The following is a 19,287-nucleotide window of genomic DNA, read 5'->3' as shown; positions in this document are numbered from 1 at the left end:
CCGGCACTGCTCAAGGCAAGTCTTCCGGGTCCGGCTTCGACGGCCCGGACTTGGTGTTCTCGCGATAGATAGCATACGCGACGACCGCCAGGGCAGGCGCGACAACGGCTCCAAGCCCGCCTTTGCTTTTGGCGAGGGCCGGAAGCAAGGCAAGTGCTGCGGTAACGCCCGCCGCCGTCATATTGGCCTGGCGTCGCCGCGCGCGGCGCTTGCTGCGCATGCCGGCCGCCAGCTTGTGAATGACGAGGATGAGCCCGGCAACCACCAGGAAGCCGATGCCGAAGCCGAGACTGGTCGCGATCGGTCCGTAGCGGACCGCCAGCCAGATGTAGGCGGCGCCGATGAGGAAGCCGACACCGCACAAGGCGAAAATGGCGGCAAGCCCGTAAAGGATTGCCGCGGTCCGCGCCCTATGCAAAGCGGCCATCGCCTCGCCCGAGGCGAGGGCCGAGATCAGCGAGACAAGCGCCCCCATCTGCGGTTAGCGGCGGGAAAGCAGGGCGAACAGGTAACCGACGCCCGCCGCGATGGCCAGCGAGGTCACCGGCTTCTCGCGCACCTTGGCGATCAGCTGCGCTTCGATATCCTCGGCGCTTCCCCGCATGCTCTCGAACGCGGCTTCGCCCTGCGCGCGCAATTGCTCGACGCCGTCCGCGGCGGCGCGACGGGCCGCGCCGTAGCCGTGTTGACCGGTCGTGGCGAGTTGCTCGGTGAGTCGCTGGATGTCCGCTTTCAGTTGCTCGATATCGGCCTCCAGATCGGCGGCGGTTGCTTCGTCTGTGGCGGATTTGCCTGCGGCGGTTGCCATTCTCTAACTCCTTGTGTTTGCGTTGGTTTCAACGCCCGTTCGGCGCCATGGTTCCGGTCGTTGCAAGCCAACCTAGATCAGCGGCCTGCATTCCTCGCCTAGCCCCTCCCAGCGGGCAAGCTTCTTCAGCCCGTCATAGTCGATCACTTCGCAGCCGCCGTCCCGCCACATGATGAGCTTGCGGTCCATCAGCTTGCGAATCGTCTTGTTGGTATGGACCAGCGAGAGGCCGAGCGTGTCGGCGATGTGCTGTTGCGTGATCGGGATCTGCACCGGTGTCTTGCCGTTGAGGCCGGCGCCGCGAGCCCGGCGGGCGATGAAGGCGATAAGATAGGCGGCGCGTTCAAGCGCGGTGCGGCGGCCGATGCTGAGCAGGTTCTCATCCAGCATGCGCTCCTCGCGCGATGCGATCCAGGTGATGTCATAGGCAAGGCCGGGATGGTTGCGATAGAGTTCCTGCAGCTGATCGCGTTCGAAAACGCAAAGCAGCATCGGCGACAGGGCTTCGACGGAATGCTGCATTTCGCCCATCAGACTTCCCTGCAGGCCGATGAGGTCGCCAGGCATGGAAAAATTGAGGATCTGCCGGCGCCCGTCGGGCAAAAGCTTGTAGCGGAACGCCCAACCCGACAGCACCGTGTAAAGATGCGCGCTGTGGCTGCCTTCGACCAGCACGGTCGCACCTCTGTCGACAGCCAATTCGCCACGCTTGAAGGTGTCGATAAATGACAACTCCTGCTCGTCGAATTCGCGGAAGGCCGGCAGCGGCCGCAGCGGGCATTTTTCGCAAGGATATTGGCGAGTGGCAACCAAACGTGCGGACATTCGACCCCTCTTCGAAATCCCTGCCCTAGGGGCGCAAGGAAACGTTTGAGGGAGGCAGCGGTTCCGCTAAGGTCATGTCCATGTCTTTTTTAAATGACATCGTGACGGATTGCGCGCATGAGTGCGGCTGCCAAGGAGACACCCCATAAGTGACAGCATTGCTTGACGGATTGCGCATTCTTGTCCTCGAAGACGAGTTCCTGATAGCGATGGATGTCGAGCAGCTTTGCCGTGACCACGGTGCCGCGAATGTGACGATCGCGCGAGAGATCGCCGACATCGACGGGCAGGCGCTGCCTTCGAGCTTCGACGCGGCAGTTGTCGATCTGATGCTTGGCGGAGTGTCGACCCTGGATTTCGCCGCGCGGTTGCGCGCAGAGGGCGTCCCGTTCGTATTCGCCTCCGGCTATTCGGATTCGGACGAAGTCAAGAACTCGTTCCCCGACGTTCGACTGGTGACCAAGCCTTACTCGGGCGACGATCTCGTCGAAGCCGTGGCGATCGCCTGCGGACGGGCCGCTCCGGCGGCCTGACGGTCGCCGCCGAGGCAATCTCAGGCCGCCTGCGTGCTGACATCATGGCCGGTGCGAGTCCGGCTTCCTCAAGGAAATGCCGGATACGTCAAGCGTGCCGAATGATGGCGCCGAATGGCGCGAGCAGGTACTTGTCGCCTTCGCGTCCCGAAAGTTAAGCCGCGTTCGAACCTGTGACCTGCGCCGAGATCGCGTCCGGTCCGAACTCGTCCTCTCCGGAAATCTTGAGGATCTCCTGCAGCCTGGCGCGCGCCCGGCTGACGCGGCTTTTGATCGTGCCGACCGCGCAGCCGCAGATCTCGGCGGCTTCTTCATAGGAGAAGCCGGAAGCGCCGATCAGGATGATGGCTTCGCGCTGGTCCTCGGGCAGTTGCTCGAGCGCGCCGCGGAAATCCTTGAGATCGAGCTGGCCATGCTGAGCCGGATGAACGGCAAGCCTGGCCGTCATGATGCCGTCGCTGTCCTGCACTTCGCGGCCGCGCTTGCGCATCTGCGAATAGAATTCATTGCGCAGGATGGTGAACAGCCAGGCCTTCAAATTGGTGCCCGGCTGGAAGCTCTCATGCTTGTCCCATGCCTTGACCAGCGTTTCCTGGACGAGGTCGTCGGCCCGGTCGGCATTCTGTGTGAGCGACACGGCGAAAGCCCGCAGGCTCGGGATCGCGCCGAGCAGCTCGGTCTTGAAACTCTGGGATACCGCCGCCATGCCTCAGTCCTTTTTCTGGGCAGGTTCGGTCTGTTCCAGCTGGCTGAGCAGCTGAGCGAAACGGTCCGGCACACGATCCGAGACCAGTTCGTCATAATACTGCTTGAGCTTGCGAGCGATTTCGGAGTTTGCACCAAGCGGATTGCCATCCCCGTTCCGATGCCTGCTTGCGGCATCAGCCATCTGTTTTTTTGACATTTCCTTCATAAATAGCCCTAATTTCCAGCACCCGAGCCGCTCTTCGACTTCAAACCACAACGCAAGCGGAACCCTCGTCTGGTTGCCCATCCCTGGATCCGAAACGCTTGCCTGCTAATTTAGTTCCGCAGCCGGCGGAACTTTTTCCAGAAGCCGGCGTTTGATGCAGAGGGGCTTGCAACCAATGCGGCCTTGAATATGAAACGTCATCTGAGGGAGACGTCAATAATGAGTCTGTCCGCAACCATCGCTCCTCATCTCCCGTTCCTTCGCCGCTTCTCGCGCGCGGTTTCGGGATCGCAGGAGAGCGGTGACGCGCTGGTCGCCGCGATGCTGGAAGCCATTATCGCCGATACCAACATCTTCCCCGAAGCCTCGAGCGACCGTATTGCGCTGTACAAGGTTTTCGCCAGGCTGTTCACCTCCGTGGCCATCCGCGTGCCGCAGGAACAGGCGCAGACCGCCTGGGAGCAGCGGGCCGCGGCCAATCTGAATGCGATCGCGCCCCTGCCGAGGCAGGCTTTCCTTCTGGTTGCCGTCGAGGGCTTCAGCGAGGACGAGGCGGCGGAGATCCTCGACGTCGACGAGGATGAGTTCTCGGAGCTGCTTGCCCAGGCGAGCAACGAGATTTCCCGGCAAGTCGCGACCGACGTGCTGATCATCGAGGACGAGCCACTGATCGCCATGGATATCGAGGAGATGGTCGAGAGCCTCGGCCACCGCGTCGTCGGCACGGCGCGCACGCATGCCGAGGCTGTGGCCTTGTTCGGCAGGACGCGGCCGAAAATGGTTCTGGCCGACATCCAGCTCGCCGATGGGAGCTCGGGCATCGAAGCCGTCAACGAGATCTTGTCCTCGACGCCTGTGCCGGTGATCTTCATCACTGCTTTCCCTGAACGCCTGCTGACCGGCGAACGGCCCGAGCCGGCCTTCCTGGTCACCAAGCCGTTTAATCCCGACATGGTCAAGGCTTTGATCAGCCAGGCCCTGTTCTTCGACCGTCAGGCCAAGGCCGCCGCCTGATCCCTTCCGAAGCTGGATCTCGAGTGTCATGCGAGGGCTTCGCGCCATGCGTGACGCTTGGCTGTGTGCGGTCTGAAAAGCTCGCTTTGGGGGATCGTCTTTTTCAGCAAATGGTGGAACAAACGGCATCTGGCCACGTTCTTTTCCCGACATAAGAAGGAGACGCATCATGCTGTACTGGGCGCTCGTATTTCTCGTAGTTGCGATCATCGCCGGCGCGCTTGGGTTCGGCGGCATCGCCGGCACTTCGGCAGGCATCGCGCAAATCCTGTTCTTCATCTTTCTCGCCTTCTTGGTGATTTCGCTCATCGCAGGCCTATTCAGAAGAGCCTGACCGCAACACTGGAAGCCGCACCCCTCAAACGGTTTCCAGCCACCGCCGGACGGCGCCTCGAAAGAGCACCGTCCGGCGGACCGTTTTTGGAAAGCCCAATTTCAGGGTGTCGACTCGTGCGGAACAAGTTGCGGATTGGGCCGTTCAAGGGCCGAGTGGGGGATTTCCGATGCCTTCCCAAGGTCCCACGCAAGACAGGGTCGAAAAGCGCGAAGTGATCGCGATGCATCCCTCGGAAAGCGGGATGCAGGTGGGGCGGGCCTTGCTTCACGCCCTGCACAATGCAGGGATTTCGGTTCTCTACCAGGATCGGCAGATGGAAACGGTCTGGGCGCGCAACATGAACGCGCCCTGGGCCGCCGATACAGCCGACGGCAAGGACTTGCTCTCGCCGGCGCAGGCCGAACGCATAAGGGCCGCCAAACTCAAGGTGATCGAATCCGGCAACCCGGACCAGCTCGAGCTCAGCATTCCGGGGCACCAGGGGGTGCGCTGGTTCCAGCTTTGGATCGATGCAGACCGCGGGGAAGCCGGCGATGTCCTCGGCGTCGTCACGACGGTGGTGGAGACGACGGAGCAGAAACGCCGCGAGCAGACCCTCAAGACATTGCTGCGCGAAGTCAGCCATCGATCGAAAAATCTGCTCGCCATCATCCAGAGCGTCGCCACTCAGACCGGGCGGTATACGGAGACGCTCGGCGAGTTCCTGGCGCGGTTTCGCGGCCGGCTGCAATCGCTCGCGTCCTCGCAGGATCTCGTCACATCCTCCAACTGGCGAGGAGCAGCGCTGCACGAGCTCGTATCCGGCCAGGTCGGCCGCTACAGCAGCGATCTGGCTCAAAGCCTGCGGTTCGCGGGCGAAAATCCTTACCTCAACCCCAACGCCGCCCTGCATATCGGTCTCGCCATGCATGAGTTGGCCGTCAACTCAGTGAGCTATGGCGCACTGTCGCGGCCGGACGGCCATGTCGAGGTGCGCGCCAAGCTCGAGGCTGAAGACGGAACCTCGCCCAACCTCTTGCTGACCTGGACGGAGGCGGTCGGCGACGCGCAGCGCAATGAGAAGCGTTTCGGCAGCGTGGCGCTGGAACGCGTCGTGCCGATGTCGCTGAATGGCTCCGCGACGCTGGAAATCGGCAGAGACCGGATGGAATACCGTCTCACCGTTCCGCACGGGAATTTCGAGACGGATTGAGAGGCGCCGCCGATGGCGTAAGAGCAATTCCAGGAAAAATGTGCAACCGTCAGGCTCGGCGGCTTTGCCGCAGCCGTCCGCAATTTCGTTAGACGGAGATGGAGCGCTTTGCCGGCGGAGCCCTTCACCGGCTGTTCACCATAAAGTCCGATCCTGTGCTCCCGGCTGACGATGCGCCGGAAACCCACCCGCGCCCCGGCGCGACCTGGGGAGACTGAAATGATGGTTGCCGACATGAACAGGCTGGAGCAGGCCGCCCGCGTCTCGATGAGCGGCTTCCGGGATGCCGAGCCGCCGCCGGCGCCGCGGTCGTGGCATCTTTCGCTCCGCCTGGGCGCGATCGCGCTTCTGGCCGCCGTGGCCCTGACCGCGGCCTGGCAATTGTTCTGACCTCACACGCGACTTTGACTATCGGCCACCATGGATCCCGCGCTGGACGACTGCGATCGGATCGTCTGGAACGTGCGGCCCGGACGGCACGCAGTTCCTAACGCTGGAGGTGCCCGGCATGCTTGTCGCGTCGAACGGCAAGCGTGCCGAAAAGACTACGTTAGGCAACAGTAAAATCGGGCAGGCGAAGCACCTTTTTTCATGCTAAATGGTTGCTGGCACTGCCGAAAGTGAGGACAAAAGTGAGGAGCAATTCTATGCGGAAGATGATGATTGCCATGGTTGCCGTGGTCGCTGTCAGCGGCTGCACAACAACCGAGCAGGACGTCGTCGGCGGCGGCCTGATCGGCGCCGGCGTGGGCGGCTTGGTCGGCGGCAGCAAGGGTGCGCTGATCGGCGCGGCCGTCGGCGCCGGGTCGGGCCTTCTGGTTCGCAACCTGCGCAACGGCTATTGCCAGTATCGCGATCATCGCGGCCGGATCTACACGGCTCGCTGCAACTAGTTCAGCACGGGAAAGACCGGGGGCCGGCAGCCGGCCTCCGGTTTGCTCTGAATTCAAATTCAAGCCGCTGTTTTGCCTTACGCGCCCAGCGGGATCCTGATTTCCACCTTCAAGCCGTCGGCGTGGTAGTCGCGCGCGATGGTGCCGCGCAATTCGCGCGTGACGTTGAGATCTATCAATTTGGTGCCGAAGCCGGTCTTGACTGGCGCTTCCAGTTCCTTCTGACCCGCCTCGCGCCAGTTCAGAACCAGCGTCCGCTCGCGACCGCGGCCGTTGACGCTCCAATCGACCTTGAGGGCGCCCACCGAACTGCCGGCCTCGCCATATTTCAGCGCGTTGGTGGCAAGTTCGTGGAAGGTCAGCCCGAGCGCCTGCGTCGTCGTCTCGTCCAGCAGCACTTCCGGCCCTGACAACACGCCGTCGGGAAGGTCCTTGCCGAACACCTGCCCGAGCTCGATGCGCAGCAGGTCGCCTAGATCGGCCTTCTGCCAGCGCGAGCGGGTCAGCATGTCCTGCGATGCAGCCATGGCCTGCAGGCGCGCCGAGAACGAAGCCGAAAACTCCTTCACGTCGGTGGCTTGCGAAGCCGTCTGTCGCGCGATCGCCAGCACGCGGGTGATCGAATTCTTGATGCGGTGCTTCATCTCCTGCAGGATCAGATCCTTTTCCAGCAGGCTCTTTTCGGTCGCCTCGTGCAGCGCCGATTTCGCCTCATAGGCGCGCTCCTGGTAGCGCGCCACCAGCGCGATGGCGCCGGCAAGCAGCAGACCGAACAGTCCGAGCATCACCGGTATGGCGCGCGAGGACGGCGGTTCGAAGGCGCTTGTCGGCCTGAACAGCACGGTCCAGGGCCGGCCCGCGACAACGATATCGCGACGCGCCAGAAGCGTCGCCCCGATGCGTTCTGCCGGCGGCGCCTCCGAACGGAACAGAAGATTGCCGTCCTCGGACTTGCCGTCATAGACCTCGACATTGACCGGCAGCAGCGGAGAACGGCTGAGCGCGACCTGGAACAGGTCCTGCGCGCGGAACGCGGCGTAGAGAAAGCCGGCCGTCGAGGAGCGGCTTGCATTGATGACGTCTGGCGCGGTCTCGACGTTCAGACGCACGAAAACCAGGAAGCCCGTGAAGGTCTGCGCCACGCCGGCGCCCTGGCCGAGCTGGACCAAACCGCTCGCATGCTGCCGGTCGTCTGCCATCGCCTTTTCGATCGCTGCGCGCCGTACCGGCTCGGTGAACATATCGAAGCCGATGATCGACTGGTTGGAGGCAGCGAGCGGCTCGAACAGCACGATGGGCGTGCGCCATTGCTGCGTCGTGGCAGGATAGATCGGATGCGCCGACCCATGATCGTGCAGGATGTCGCGTTCCACCGCCGCCTCGTCGCCGGTCTTGGCGAGCCTCAGGAAGCCGATGCCGCGCAGCCCGGCGAAATTGTCGTCGATGTCGAGGGCGGTGAAGAAGGCCTTGAATTCGCCGCGCGAGATGTCGCCGTTGCGGGCATCGAACAGCGCCTGCGTCGAACGCAGCAGCGACAGATGCAGGTCGACGCGGCTCTCGATGCGGTTGAGCGCGTCGTCGGCCGTGCCCTCGAACTTGATCCGCGCCGCCTCCTGCGTCGCGAAATAGGCGAACCCTGCCATGGTCAGGCTGATCAGCGCGACGGCGACAAAGGCAAGGATCGGAAAGAGCTTCTTCAAATCAAGGATGCGGCCCGTGGACGGTCGACGATCTTTATGGGCAAGTCTCGGCGCCAACACAATGGCGCGGTCAAACCATCACCGCGGCTGGTACATCACGCAGCCGTTAATTAGCCGGCTACCAGTTCGACTTCATGCTGCGATCTTCAGCGCCCCCGGGCCCGGAATGGCGCCTGGCGGGCATTTGCCCAAAATGATCATGCCAAGCACCTCGTCTTGGGTAACATCGGTGGTGCGCGCGGTGCCAACCACCTGGCCGTTCTTCATCACGCAGACGCGGTCGGCGAGCTCGAACACGTCGTGGATGTCGTGGCTGATCAGGAAGATGCCGATGCCGTCGGCCTTGAGCTGCTTGACCAGTTCGCCGACCTGCGCCGTCTCTTGCGGGCCGAGCGCCGCAGTCGGCTCGTCCATGATCAGGATACGGGCGTTAAACAGGATCGCGCGCGCGATCGCCACCGACTGCCGCTGTCCGCCCGACAGCTTGATAACCGGCTCCTTGAAGCGCTGGAAACGCGGATTGAGCCGGCCCATCACCTTGCGCGCCTCGGCTTCCATGGCGACGTCGTCGAGCGTGCCCCAACCCGTCATCAGTTCGCGGCCGAGGAAGAGATTGGCTGCGGCATCGACATTGTCGGCCAGCGCCAGCGTCTGATAGATCGTCTCGACGCCATATTTCTTGGCGTCGCGCGGATTGGAGATCGAAGCCTCCTCGCCATTGATGAATATCTGTCCGCTGTCGCGCTTATAGGCGCCGGACAGGATCTTGATCAGCGTCGATTTGCCGGCGCCATTGTGACCGAGCAGCGCCATCACTTCGCCGGGGAAAAGATCGACGGATGCGTCGTCGACGGCGCGGATGCCGCCGAAGGCGATCGAGACGTTGCGCATGTCGACCAGCGGAACGCCGGCGGGAGACGATTTTTCAGCCATGGTCCTTCTCCTGCTATCAGACGCGCTTGCGATAGAGAGTGTCGAGCCACACCGCGACGACCAGCACGGCGCCCACGACGATACTCTGCAGCGGTGAATCGACGCCGAGCAGCACCATGCCGGATTGCAGCGACTGCATCAGCAATGCGCCCAGCATGGCACCGAGCACGGTTCCGGAACCGCCTGCGAGCGACGTGCCGCCGATGACCGCTGCGGCGATGACCAGCAGTTCATCCAGCGTCCCCAGCGCGTTTGTCGAGGAGTTCTGCCTGGCCGACGAGATCGCCGCCGCGATCGTCGCCAGCACGCCCATGATCATGAACACCTTCATGGTGATCCAGCGCGTGTTGATGCCGGCAAGATTGGCGGCTTCCGGATTGCCGCCGATGGCAAAGACGTAGCGGCCGAATCTAGTGCGCTTGGTGACGAAGGTCATGATCAGGCCGACGGCGACCGCCATCAGGACCGGAATGGCGATACCGTGCGCGATGAACAGCCCGCCTTCGGGCACGGTGATGTTGTTGGCGGCGGCGTAGCGGTTCACGATGCCGACCGGCCACGGATAGGAGTTGGCGAGCCACACCGCGCCCAGGATGACCGCGCAGGTAACCGTGGCGAGCAGCGTCTCGGCCCAGACCGGACGCAGGGGGAAGCGGAAGCGCTTGCGCTGCACGCGGCCGTTGAAATGCATGAAGATAACCGCCAGGCAGGCGACGATGCCGACGGCCCAGCTCCATCTGGCGCCGATCGAGCCCGCCGGGCCGCCACCCATCAACTGGAACGTGGCGTCGAGCGGCGCAACGGTCTGGCCGCTGGTGACCCACCAGGCAGCGCCCCGCCATACCAGCAATCCGCCCAGCGTGACGATGAAGGCCGGCACTTCGAGATAGGCGATGACGAAGCCCTGGAAGGCGCCGATGATGAGGCCGAGCGCCAGGCCGATGAGCAACGCCAGAACCCAGATCCAGGGATTTCCCAGTTCAAGCCCGACGAAGCGAACTAGGAAATGCACCTGGGCAAAGCCCATGACCATGCCGATCAGCCCTTCGGCCGACCCGACCGACAGGTCGATGTTGCGCATGACGATGACCAGCACCATGCCGGAGGCCATGATCGCCACGGCCGAAGACTGAACCGACAGGTTCCAGAGATTGCGCGGCGTCAGGAACGTGCGGCTGTCGAAGTCGAGCGGGTTGACGCCAAGCCGCAGGCTGGAAATCACATGCAGCCCGATCCAGATCAGGAGCAGCGCGCCGATCATGCCCAGCATGCGGGTGTCGAGCTCGGTCGCCTTCAGGAACCGGGCAACAGTGCCGAGTTCCGACGCGCGCGCGGTGTCCGCCGGTTGGGTAGACGTCGTGTCGGTCATGATTTCCTCCCACCGGCTTGCCGTCTGGCGCGGATGCCGGAACTCAGCCTAGAAGCTATCCGCCTGAGGCAGAACGGCAAAATCTTTTGAGAAAACGCCACGGCTTTAGAGCAATCCCAGGAAAAGTGCGTAGCGGTTTTCCGTCCGGGATTGCGGCAACAAAGACCAGGAGCGGTTCATTGAACCGCTCCTGGCCGCGGCGCAGGTATTTTTGATCGAACGTCGGCAAGGCTCAGTTGCAGACCTGGACGCTGCCGGCGGGCACGCCCGCGCAGACCTCGTCCTTCTTGATCCAGCCGGCGTCGATGACGACGTTGAGGTTGTCCTTGGTGATCGCGACCGGCGTCAGGAACAGCGACTTGACGGTGTTGCCGCCGGGCGTCGTGAAGTCCTTGGCGCCGGCGATGTCGCCCATCTTCTTGCCGTCGGCGAGCTGCGAGGCGATCTCGGCGGCGTTCTTGCCGAGCTCGCGCGCGTCTTTCCACACCGACACGGTCTGCGTGCCGAGCGCGATGCGGTTGAGCGCCGCGTGGTCGCCGTCCTGGCCCGAGACCGGAACGGTGCCGGCCAGCCCCTGCGCCGTCAGCGCCGCGACGACGCCGCCGGCGGTGCCGTCATTGGCAGCCACGACCGCGTCGACCTTGTTGTCGTTGGCGGTCAGGAACTGCTCCATGTTCTTCTGCGCGTTGGCCGGCAGCCAGCCGTCCGTGTAGGCCTCGCCGACATTCTTGATCTTGCCGCTGTCGATGGCGTCCTTCAGGACTTCCATGGAGCCCGCGAACAGGAAGTCGGCGTTCGGATCGGAGCCCGAGCCCTTGATGAAGACATAGTTGCCTTCCGGCTTGGCCTTGAACACCTCGCGGGCCTGCATGCGCCCGACTTCCTTGTTGTCGAAGGTCAGGTAGAACACGTCCTTGTTCTCAATCAGGCGGTCGTAGCCGACGACCGGGATTCCTTCATCGAGCGCCTTCTGCACCGCCGGGCCGATCGCCGAGGCATCCTGCGCCAGGATGATCAGCGCGTTGGCGCCCTGCGAGATCAGGCTTTCGACGTCGGTCAGCTGCTTGCCCGGATTGGACTGCGCGTCGGCCGAGATATACTTGTCTCCCGCGGCCTCGATGGCGGCCTTCATCGCTGCTTCGTCGGTCTTCCAGCGCTCTTCCTGGAAATTCGACCACGACACGCCGATCACCTTGTCCTTCGCCTCGGCGACGGACGCCAGCGTCAGCGACATGGCAACGCCCGCCAGAATGGCGGCTGCAAATTTCTTCATGATATCCTCCCTGCGCCCGTGCGGCGCGACCCAGACTGGCCCGAAGGCCGGCACAGAGGCTTTTTTTCGAGCCTCAAAAAAATAGTGGTCCAGCACAACAGCGCTGTCAACCGAGATTCTGATGGGTTTTGATGGGCTCAGGCATTTTTTTCGGTATCCGCAATAAATAATGACATGGCCCCTGGCTTCTGCCACAATCCCTAGCGTGTCAGCGACAGGCCATGGCATTATCACAAGGCCGCGATGACTGGGGAGGACGTGCGAAACGATGTCGGTCGGAATCCGCCATGACGATTTGCGCCGGCGCAACCGCGCCATGGTGATTTCGGCGGTACGCCGCGCCGGTCAGCCATCACGGACCGAAATTGCCGCCACCACCGGGCTCAGCCACTCGACCATTTCGGCGATCTCCGCCGACTTGATCCAGGAGGGCATTCTCACCGAAAGCAAGGCCAGCGAGCCGACGGCGTTGAAACGCGGCCGGCCGCAGATCGGCCTGGCGCTGAACCCTGAAGCCGCCGCGGTGCTGACCGTGGTGTTGTCGCTGAACTTCCTGTCGGTCGCCGTGATCGACTATGCCGGCCAAGTTGTTGCCGAGGAGCAGCAGCGCCTGGACACGCTTGTTATGCCCCGCGACGAGCTGATCGGCGAATGTGTGGCGATCGTGCGGCGCCGGCTGCAGGATCCCGACCTCGACATTGGCAGCGTCGCCCGCATCGCCATGGGCATTCAGGGCATCACCGATTCGCATGCGCGCTCCATGCTGTGGTCGCCGATAACGCCGCTGACCGACATTCCTTTCGCCGACATTCTCGAGAAGGAGTTCGGCATCTCCGCCACCATGGAGAACGACTGCAACATGATGGCGGTGGCGCTGCAATGGCGCGACCCGGAGCGCTATCGCGACGACTTCATCGCCATCCTGTTGTCGCACGGCATCGGCATGGGTCTCGTGCTCAAGGGTGCGCTGTTCACCGGGACGCATTCCTCCGGCGGCGAGTTCGGCCACATGATCCACCGCCCGGGCGGGGCGCTTTGCCGCTGCGGCCGCCGCGGCTGCGTCGAGGCCTATGCCGGCAACTATGCGATCTGGCGCAGCGCCATGAAAATGAGCGAGGACGCCGAGCCAGTCGACGTCGGCGACGCCGACATGCGGGCCCTTGCCGCGAAGGCGCGCGAGAGGGACGGCCCCGAACGGGAGGCTTACCGCCGGGCCGGCGAAGCGCTTGGTTTCGGTCTCGGCAGCCTGTTCGCCCTCATCGACCCGGCGCCTGTCGCCATGGTCGGCGTCAGCGCGGCCGCCTTCGACCTAATCGAGCCGGCGCTAAGGGAAGCGATCGCCCAGACGGCCGGCGGCCAGCACTCCGAATCGATCTCCTTCGACACCGAGCCGAACGAGTTGCCGCTGATCCGCGAAGGCTGCGCCATGCGCGCGCTGACCTTCGTCGACCAGGAGATTTTCGCGCCGGGAGGCCAGGCAAGAGTGGGGACGGGAAAGAACGTGGCCTGAGGCAGCCTTGAAGAGGTCCGGGACAGCAGCAGACGCTTGAATTAGCGAAGGGAAGGCCCCGCAGCTTCGTCATTCCAGGGCGGAGCAGGAGCGAAGCTCCGTCGCGGAGACCCTGGAATCCATGCCGCTACCTCACGCGTCGAGCGCAGCGGCACAGAATTCTGGACTGTCGCAACGCATCGACATCACGGAATGGATCCTCGGATCTGCGCTGCGTCGCTGCGCTCCTTGCTCCGCCCGTGGATGACGAAGCACAAGCGTCTCGGCTAACCGCCAATGCACGCGATCCGATGCTGGAGACACAGAACCCGTCAGCGTCTCGGCCCCCTATCCCTAATCTTCCCTGATCGCGTAACCCGCCCCGCGGATGGTGCGGATGACGTCCGGCATGCGGCCATTGTTGACCGCCTTGCGCAGGCGGCCGACATGGACGTCGACGGTGCGTTCGTCGATATAGATCGTCTCGCCCCAGACATTGTCGAGCAGCTGGCTGCGCGAGAACACCCGGCCGGGATGACGCATCATGAATTCCAGCAGCCGGAACTCGGTCGGGCCGAGCCTGATCTCGCTCTTCTTGCGGTAGACGCGGTGCGACTCGCGGTCGAGCACGATGTCGCCGACCTTGAGCACGCTGGACAGCACCTCCGGCTTGGCGCGGCGCAGCAGCGCCTTGACGCGCGCCATGAACTCCGGCGTCGAGAACGGCTTGACCAGATAGTCGTCGGCGCCGGTCGAGAGGCCGCGCACGCGGTCGCTTTCTTCGCCCCGCGCGGTCAGCATGATGATCGGCAGCCGCTCGGTCTCGGGCCGCATCCTGAGGCGCCGGCAGAGCTCGATGCCGGAAACCGCGGGTACCATCCAGTCGAGCACGAGCAGGTCGGGGACGTTTTCCTGAAGGCGGATTTCGGCCTCGTCGCCGCGGGTCACCACTTCGACCTGGTAACCCTCGGATTCGAGATTGTAGCGGAGCAGCACACCAAGCGGCTCCTCGTCCTCCACCACCATGATGCGTGGCGCGATCATTGGCAGATACCCTTCGTCAGGCCGCCGGCGCCGACATTGTCGTCTCGTCCTGCTTGGGACGATTCGCGGGCAATTGCGTGCCGGTCAGCACATAATAGGCGTTCTCGGCGATGTTGGTCACATGGTCGCCGATGCGCTCGAGATTCTTGGCGCAGAACAGAAGATGCGTGCAGGCGGTTATGTTGCGCGGGTCTTCCATCATGTAGGTCAGGAGTTCCCGGAAGACGGATGTGTATTTGACGTCGATGCGCTCGTCGTCGTTGCGAAGCTTGGCCAGCGCCGTGGCGTCGCCCACCGTATATTCCTGGATCACGGCCTGGACCTGGATCAGCACCAGCTGCGCCATGGAATCGATCGAATGCGTGAGGTCGCGCGGCGCGGCGCTGACGCCGACCGAGCCGACGCGCTTGGCGATGTTCTTGGCGAGGTCGCCGATGCGTTCGAGGTCGCCTGCCATGCGGATCGAGCCGACCACGTTGCGCAGGTCGTCGGCCATCGGCTGGCGCTTGGCGATCAGCGTGATGGCGCGGTCGTCGAGCTCGCGCTGGCGCGCGTCCATGATAGCATCGTCGGAAACGACGCGCTGCGCCATGGCATTGTCGGTCTCGAGCAGGGCCTTGGTCGAAGCGCCGACCATGGAGGCGGCGAGATCGCCCATGTCGTTGATGAGCCGGCTGATCTGCCTCAGATCCTCGTCGAAGGAAGCGACGGTATGTTCGGCCATGATGATGTCCTCGTATGAGCTCAGCCGAAGCGGCCGGTGATGTAGTCCTGCGTGCGCTTTTCGCGGGGCGAGGTGAAGATCTTCTCGGTCCGGTCGAACTCCACCAGCTCGCCCAGATACATGAACGCCGTCTGCCGCGACACGCGCGCCGCCTGCTGCATGTTGTGGGTGACGATGACGATCGTGTAGTCGGCCTGCAGCTCGTCGATCAGTTCCTCGATCTTGGCGGTCGACAGCGGATCGAGCGCCGAGGCCGGCTCGTCGAGCAGGATGACCTCGGGCTTCACAGCAACGGTACGGGCGATGCACAGGCGCTGCTGCTGGCCGCCCGAGAGGCTGAGGCCGCTGGCGTTGAGCTTGTCCTTGACCTCGTTCCAGAGTGCTGCGCGCTTCAGCGCCTGCTCGACGCGGCTGTCCATCTCAGCCTTGCTGATCTTCTCATAGAGCCTGACGCCGAAAGCGATGTTCTCGTAGATCGACATCGGGAACGGCGTCGGCTTCTGAAACACCATGCCGATCTTGGTGCGCAGCAGGTTGAGGTCCTGCGAGCGGTCGAGGATGTTCTTGCCGTCGAGCAGCACCTGGCCCTCGGCGCTCTGCTTCGGATAGAGCTCGTAGATGCGGTTGAGCACGCGCAGCAGCGTCGACTTCCCGCAGCCCGACGGGCCGATGAAGGCGGTCACGCTGCGCTCGGGCAGGGACAGGTTGATGTCCTTCAGCGCCTTCGACTGGCCATAGTAGAAATTGAGGTTCTTGACCTCGATCTTGGCCTTCTCGACGGTCGTGTCGGCTGCGTTCAGGTCGGTGGACAACATCGGTTTCATCTGTCCTCTCTGCGTCCGGTTAGGCTGCGGGCGATGATGCTCAGCCCGAGAACCGTCAGGGTGATTATGAGTGCGCCCGTCCAGGCCAGTTGCTGCCATTCCTCGTAGGGGCTGAGAGCGAACTGGAAGATGGTTACCGGCAGGCTGGCCATCGGCGCATTGAGATTGCTCGACCAGAACTGGTTGTTGAGCGCGGTGAAGAGAAGCGGCGCCGTCTCGCCGGAGATGCGGGCGATCGCCAAAAGGATGCCGGTGACGATGCCGGAGAGCGCCGCGCGATAGGCAACCGAGCGGATCACTACCCAGCGCGGTGCTCCGATGGCGGTGCCTGCTTCGCGCAGCGCGTTGGGCACAAGGTTCAGCATGTCCTCGGTGGTGCGCACCACGACGGGGATCACCAGGATCGACAGCGCGACCGCGCCGGCAATCGCCGAGAAGTGCCCCATCGGCCGCACCATCAGCTCGTAGACGAACAGGCCGATGATGATGGAAGGCGCCGACAAGAGGATGTCGTTGATGAAGCGCACCACCGTCGTAAGCTTCGAGAAGCGTCCGTATTCGGCCATGTAGGTGCCGGCCAGCACGCCGATCGGCGTGCCGACGACGATACCGATGATCGTCATGACGATGCTGCCGTAGATGGCATTGAGCAGGCCGCCGGCATCGCCGGGCGGCGGCGTCATTTCCGTGAACACGGAGAGCGACACCCCGGAAAGCCCCTTGTAGAGCAGGGCGCCGAGAATCAGCGCCAGCCAGGCCAGCCCGATGCCCGCCGCGACGACGCACAGCGTCATCATCACGGCATTCTTGCGCTTGCGGCTTTGGTGAAGCGATGCGGCAGTCGACATCGGTCAGGCTCCCGTGCGGCTATCGATGCGCAACAGCATGTAGCGTGCGAGCGCGAGGATGATGAAGGTGATGATGAACAGGATCAGGCCGAGCGATACCAGCGAGGATGTATAGAGGTTGCCGTCGGCTTCGGTGAATTCGTTGGCGATGGTCGCCGAGATCGTCGTGCCCGGCGCAAACAGCGAGGCGCTGATGCGGTGCGCGTTGCCGATGACGAAGGTGACGGCCATCGTCTCGCCGAGCGCGCGGCCCAGGCCGAGCATGACGCCGCCCATGATGCCGATGCGGGTATAGGGGATGGTCACGCGCCGGGTCACTTCCCAGGTCGTGCAGCCGATGCCGTAGGCCGATTCCTTCAGCACCGCCGGCACCGTGTCGAACACGTCCTTGGTGATCGAGGTGATGAAAGGCAGCACCATGATGGCGAGGATCAGCGACGAGGTCAGCAAGCCGATGCCGTAGGGCGGACCGGCAAACAGGCTGGAGAGCCCCGGTATGCCGTGGAAAAGACTGATGATGAAGGGCTGCACAGTCGTCTGCAGGAACGGCGCGAAGACGAACAGGCCCCAGATGCCGTAGATGATCGAGGGAATGCCGGCGAGCAGCTCGACGGCGATGCCAATCGGACGCCTGAGCGGGCGCGGACAAAGCTCGGTCAGGAAGATGGCGATACCGATGCCGATCGGCACGGCGATGAGAATGGCGATGGCCGAAGTGACGATGGTGCCGTAGATGGGCGCGAGCGCGCCGAAGTTCTCGGTGACCGGGTTCCAGGATTCGGTGGTCAGGAAGGAGAAGCCGAACTTCGACAGGGCCTCCCACGATCCGGCGACCAGCGAGATCGCGACCCCCCCGAGCAGAACGAGCACGAGTATGGCGGAAAGGCGCGTCGCCGTCCGGAAAACCATGTCGGTGACGGCGAAGCGGCGCACCGTCGCTTCTCTGGTCCGCAGGGCGGACGATGTCGCGGCTTCGGAAACGGCTGTCATTTAGTCCCTCGCATTTCGAAAGAGACAGGAGGGCGCTAGAGGCGCCCTCCTCATTCGGCGGGAATTACATGCCGGAGTAGACCGGCTTGCCATCCTTGTCGACGATGTCCTTGCCCCACATCTCCTCGACGCTCTTCACGACCTTGTCGGGCATCGGAACGTAGTCAAGCTCAGCAGCCATCTTGTCGCCCTTGGCATAGGACCAGGCGAAGAACTTGAGCGCTTCGGCCGTGGCTGCCGCATCATCGGGCTTCTGGTAGACGAGGATCCAGGTGGCGGAAGTCATCGGCCAGGATTCGGCGCCCGCCTGGTTGGCCAGGATAACGCCGTAGCCCGGCTGCGAGCTCCAGTCGGCATTGGCCGCGGCGGCCGAGAACGCCTTCGCGGTCGGCTCGACCTTCTTGCCGTCCTTGTTCACCATGTCGGTATAGGTGAGCTTGTTCTGCTTGGCATAGGCGTATTCGACATAGCCGATCGCGCCGCCAGTCTGCGACACGTTGTTGGCGACGCCTTCATTGCCCTTGGCGCCGATGCCCACCGGCCATTCAAGCGCGGTGTTGACGCCGACCTTCGATTTCCAGTCGGCGCTGACGTCGGCCAGGTAGTAGCTGAAGTTGAAGGTGGTGCCCGAGCCGTCCGAACGGTGGACGACGGCAATCGCCTGGTCGGGCAGCTTGATCTTGGGGTTGAGCTTCTTGATCGCCGCGTCGTTCCAGTTGGTGATCTTGCCGGCGAAGATGTCGGCGAGCGTCGGACCGTCGAGCACCAGCTCGCCCGGCTTGATGCCTTCGAGGTTGACGACCGGCACGATGCCGCCCATCACCATCGGGAACTGCGCGAGGCCGGTGGAGGTGAGATCCTCGCCCTTCAGCGGCGCGTCGGAAGCGCCGAAGGTGACGGTCTTGGCCTTGATCTGCTTGATGCCGCCGCCGGAGCCGATCGACTGGTAGTTGAGACCGATGCCGGTCTCCTTCTTGTAGGCGTCGGCCCACTTCGCGTAGATCGGATAGGGGAAGGTGGCGCCAGCGCCGGAAATGTCGGCTGCCATCGCGGCGGCCATGCTAAGGGTTGATGCCGCAGCCATTGCAATTGCAACGGCCGCCGAGCGGATGAAATGTCTCATGTGGCCTGCTCCTGTTCGGAAGATGGTCTTTCGGCACCCGTTGTATCGGCGCCCGGTCAGCGCAATAGCCCTCGATTATTACAGTCGCATGACAGTTTCGTGTCAGCCCGGTAACGTCTGGACGAGGATGCTCGGAAGGGGTTCCGCAGCGGCCTCGAAGGGCCGGACGGAGTTTGCCGCGGAAATCAGCAACTTGTCTGACTTTTGAAACAAAATTTATCCCGGCGGCCGGATGACGGCCGCCGGGAAATAAAATCCGGACGAGAGTGCGTTGCCTGTAAGCCAGAGCGGATCATGGCCTGGCCATCGCCGAAAACAGGGTCCGTTGGGGTAGAGTCGACGCTGTTTCTTGTCGGCGGTCGCTGCTCCCGCCCGTAACCAAAGAGCGGAATCAATGTCATGATTGTCCGAGCTTGGCGCTTGCTTTGGTATGGTGCGATCGCACCATACGCATG

At 63.3% G+C, this 19,287-nt stretch carries 22 protein-coding genes; 7 read left to right on the top strand and 15 right to left on the bottom strand.

Going from position 1 to position 19,287, the window contains the following annotated elements; genetic code table 11:
- Positions 1-10: 10 nt before the first annotated feature.
- From LB538_RS17695 to LB538_RS17685, 3 genes are all read right to left on the bottom strand, one after another.
- Positions 11-475, bottom strand: coding sequence for a phage holin family protein (locus LB538_RS17695; protein ID WP_224551542.1), 465 nt, complete (start codon positions 473-475; stop codon positions 11-13).
- 6 nt (positions 476-481) lie between these two features.
- Positions 482-808, bottom strand: a complete 327-nt coding sequence (locus LB538_RS17690; RefSeq protein WP_140545906.1) for a YqjD family protein — start codon at positions 806-808, stop codon at positions 482-484.
- A gap of 72 nt (positions 809-880) precedes the next feature.
- Complete coding sequence (locus tag LB538_RS17685) at positions 881-1,633, bottom strand: Crp/Fnr family transcriptional regulator (RefSeq protein WP_224527177.1); 753 nt, start codon at positions 1,631-1,633, stop codon at positions 881-883.
- Positions 1,634-1,782: 149 nt separating this feature from the next.
- Here LB538_RS17685 and LB538_RS17680 point away from each other — a divergent pair, with 149 nt between their 5' ends.
- Positions 1,783-2,166 carry a response regulator gene (locus LB538_RS17680; protein WP_224527174.1) on the top strand — a complete coding sequence of 128 codons (384 nt, stop codon included), beginning with the start codon at positions 1,783-1,785 and terminating at the stop codon, positions 2,164-2,166.
- A gap of 154 nt (positions 2,167-2,320) precedes the next feature.
- Here the strand turns inward: LB538_RS17680 and LB538_RS17675 are convergent, their stop codons facing one another.
- The gene (locus LB538_RS17675; protein ID WP_040985057.1) at positions 2,321-2,872 is read right to left on the bottom strand and encodes an RNA polymerase sigma factor; all 552 of its coding nucleotides are present in this window, start codon (positions 2,870-2,872) and stop codon (positions 2,321-2,323) included.
- A 3-nt stretch (positions 2,873-2,875) separates the two neighbouring features.
- On the bottom strand, positions 2,876-3,079 hold the full coding sequence (locus LB538_RS17670) for a NepR family anti-sigma factor (RefSeq protein WP_224527505.1): 204 nt from the start codon (positions 3,077-3,079) through the stop codon (positions 2,876-2,878).
- Between the two features lie 219 nt (positions 3,080-3,298).
- On the opposite strand from LB538_RS17670, the gene LB538_RS17665 reads away from it, so the two are divergent.
- The 5 genes from LB538_RS17665 (at position 3,299) to LB538_RS17645 (ending at position 6,515) form a co-directional block, all read left to right on the top strand.
- The gene (locus LB538_RS17665) at positions 3,299-4,093 is read left to right on the top strand and encodes a response regulator (RefSeq protein WP_095767378.1); all 795 of its coding nucleotides are present in this window, start codon (positions 3,299-3,301) and stop codon (positions 4,091-4,093) included.
- Positions 4,094-4,262: 169 nt separating this feature from the next.
- Positions 4,263-4,427 (top strand): DUF1328 domain-containing protein, encoded by a 165-nt coding sequence (locus LB538_RS17660; protein ID WP_018429836.1) that lies wholly within the window; start codon positions 4,263-4,265, stop codon positions 4,425-4,427.
- Between the two features lie 169 nt (positions 4,428-4,596).
- The gene (locus LB538_RS17655; protein ID WP_224527172.1) at positions 4,597-5,622 is read left to right on the top strand and encodes a sensor histidine kinase; all 1,026 of its coding nucleotides are present in this window, start codon (positions 4,597-4,599) and stop codon (positions 5,620-5,622) included.
- A gap of 219 nt (positions 5,623-5,841) precedes the next feature.
- On the top strand, positions 5,842-6,012 hold the full coding sequence (locus LB538_RS17650; RefSeq protein WP_224527168.1) for a hypothetical protein: 171 nt from the start codon (positions 5,842-5,844) through the stop codon (positions 6,010-6,012).
- Between the two features lie 257 nt (positions 6,013-6,269).
- Positions 6,270-6,515 carry a YMGG-like glycine zipper-containing protein gene (locus LB538_RS17645; protein ID WP_095767375.1) on the top strand — a complete coding sequence of 82 codons (246 nt, stop codon included), beginning with the start codon at positions 6,270-6,272 and terminating at the stop codon, positions 6,513-6,515.
- A gap of 77 nt (positions 6,516-6,592) precedes the next feature.
- Here the strand turns inward: LB538_RS17645 and LB538_RS17640 are convergent, their stop codons facing one another.
- From LB538_RS17640 to xylF, 4 genes are all read right to left on the bottom strand, one after another.
- Positions 6,593-8,215, bottom strand: a complete 1,623-nt coding sequence (locus LB538_RS17640; RefSeq protein ID WP_224527166.1) for a CHASE domain-containing protein — start codon at positions 8,213-8,215, stop codon at positions 6,593-6,595.
- A 132-nt stretch (positions 8,216-8,347) separates the two neighbouring features.
- Positions 8,348-9,148, bottom strand: a complete 801-nt coding sequence (locus tag LB538_RS17635) for an ATP-binding cassette domain-containing protein (protein ID WP_224527162.1) — start codon at positions 9,146-9,148, stop codon at positions 8,348-8,350.
- Positions 9,149-9,164: 16 nt separating this feature from the next.
- Positions 9,165-10,517 (bottom strand): sugar ABC transporter permease, encoded by a 1,353-nt coding sequence (locus tag LB538_RS17630; protein WP_224527159.1) that lies wholly within the window; start codon positions 10,515-10,517, stop codon positions 9,165-9,167.
- Between the two features lie 232 nt (positions 10,518-10,749).
- A complete protein-coding gene (gene xylF / locus LB538_RS17625) occupies positions 10,750-11,790 on the bottom strand; it encodes a D-xylose ABC transporter substrate-binding protein (protein WP_095767551.1) in 1,041 nt (346 codons plus the stop codon).
- A 268-nt stretch (positions 11,791-12,058) separates the two neighbouring features.
- Here xylF and LB538_RS17620 point away from each other — a divergent pair, with 268 nt between their 5' ends.
- Positions 12,059-13,300, top strand: coding sequence for an ROK family protein (locus tag LB538_RS17620; RefSeq protein ID WP_224527156.1), 1,242 nt, complete (start codon positions 12,059-12,061; stop codon positions 13,298-13,300).
- A 333-nt stretch (positions 13,301-13,633) separates the two neighbouring features.
- Here the strand turns inward: LB538_RS17620 and phoB are convergent, their stop codons facing one another.
- The 6 genes from phoB to pstS form a co-directional block, all read right to left on the bottom strand.
- Positions 13,634-14,323: a phosphate regulon transcriptional regulator PhoB gene (phoB, locus tag LB538_RS17615; RefSeq protein WP_010911896.1), complete on the bottom strand. Its 690-nt coding sequence runs from the start codon at positions 14,321-14,323 to the stop codon at positions 13,634-13,636.
- 16 nt (positions 14,324-14,339) lie between these two features.
- The gene (gene phoU / locus LB538_RS17610; RefSeq protein WP_095767370.1) at positions 14,340-15,047 is read right to left on the bottom strand and encodes a phosphate signaling complex protein PhoU; all 708 of its coding nucleotides are present in this window, start codon (positions 15,045-15,047) and stop codon (positions 14,340-14,342) included.
- Positions 15,048-15,067: 20 nt separating this feature from the next.
- Positions 15,068-15,871 (bottom strand): phosphate ABC transporter ATP-binding protein PstB, encoded by an 804-nt coding sequence (gene pstB, locus LB538_RS17605; protein WP_095767369.1) that lies wholly within the window; start codon positions 15,869-15,871, stop codon positions 15,068-15,070.
- The gene (gene pstA / locus LB538_RS17600; RefSeq protein WP_095767368.1) at positions 15,868-16,719 is read right to left on the bottom strand and encodes a phosphate ABC transporter permease PstA; all 852 of its coding nucleotides are present in this window, start codon (positions 16,717-16,719) and stop codon (positions 15,868-15,870) included. The genes pstB and pstA overlap by 4 nt, the downstream gene beginning before the upstream one ends.
- Before the next feature lie 3 nt (positions 16,720-16,722).
- Positions 16,723-17,709 carry a phosphate ABC transporter permease subunit PstC gene (gene pstC, locus LB538_RS17595; RefSeq protein ID WP_095767367.1) on the bottom strand — a complete coding sequence of 329 codons (987 nt, stop codon included), beginning with the start codon at positions 17,707-17,709 and terminating at the stop codon, positions 16,723-16,725.
- A 64-nt stretch (positions 17,710-17,773) separates the two neighbouring features.
- Positions 17,774-18,832 (bottom strand): phosphate ABC transporter substrate-binding protein PstS, encoded by a 1,059-nt coding sequence (pstS, locus tag LB538_RS17590; RefSeq protein ID WP_095767366.1) that lies wholly within the window; start codon positions 18,830-18,832, stop codon positions 17,774-17,776.
- Positions 18,833-19,287 lie beyond the last annotated feature (455 nt).

This window comes from Mesorhizobium sp. Ca11, from assembly GCF_020165275.1.
Classification (GTDB): Bacteria; Pseudomonadota; Alphaproteobacteria; order Rhizobiales; family Rhizobiaceae; genus Mesorhizobium.
Note: the sequence above shows the minus strand (reverse complement) of the source record. Positions and strands in the feature narration are given on the sequence as shown.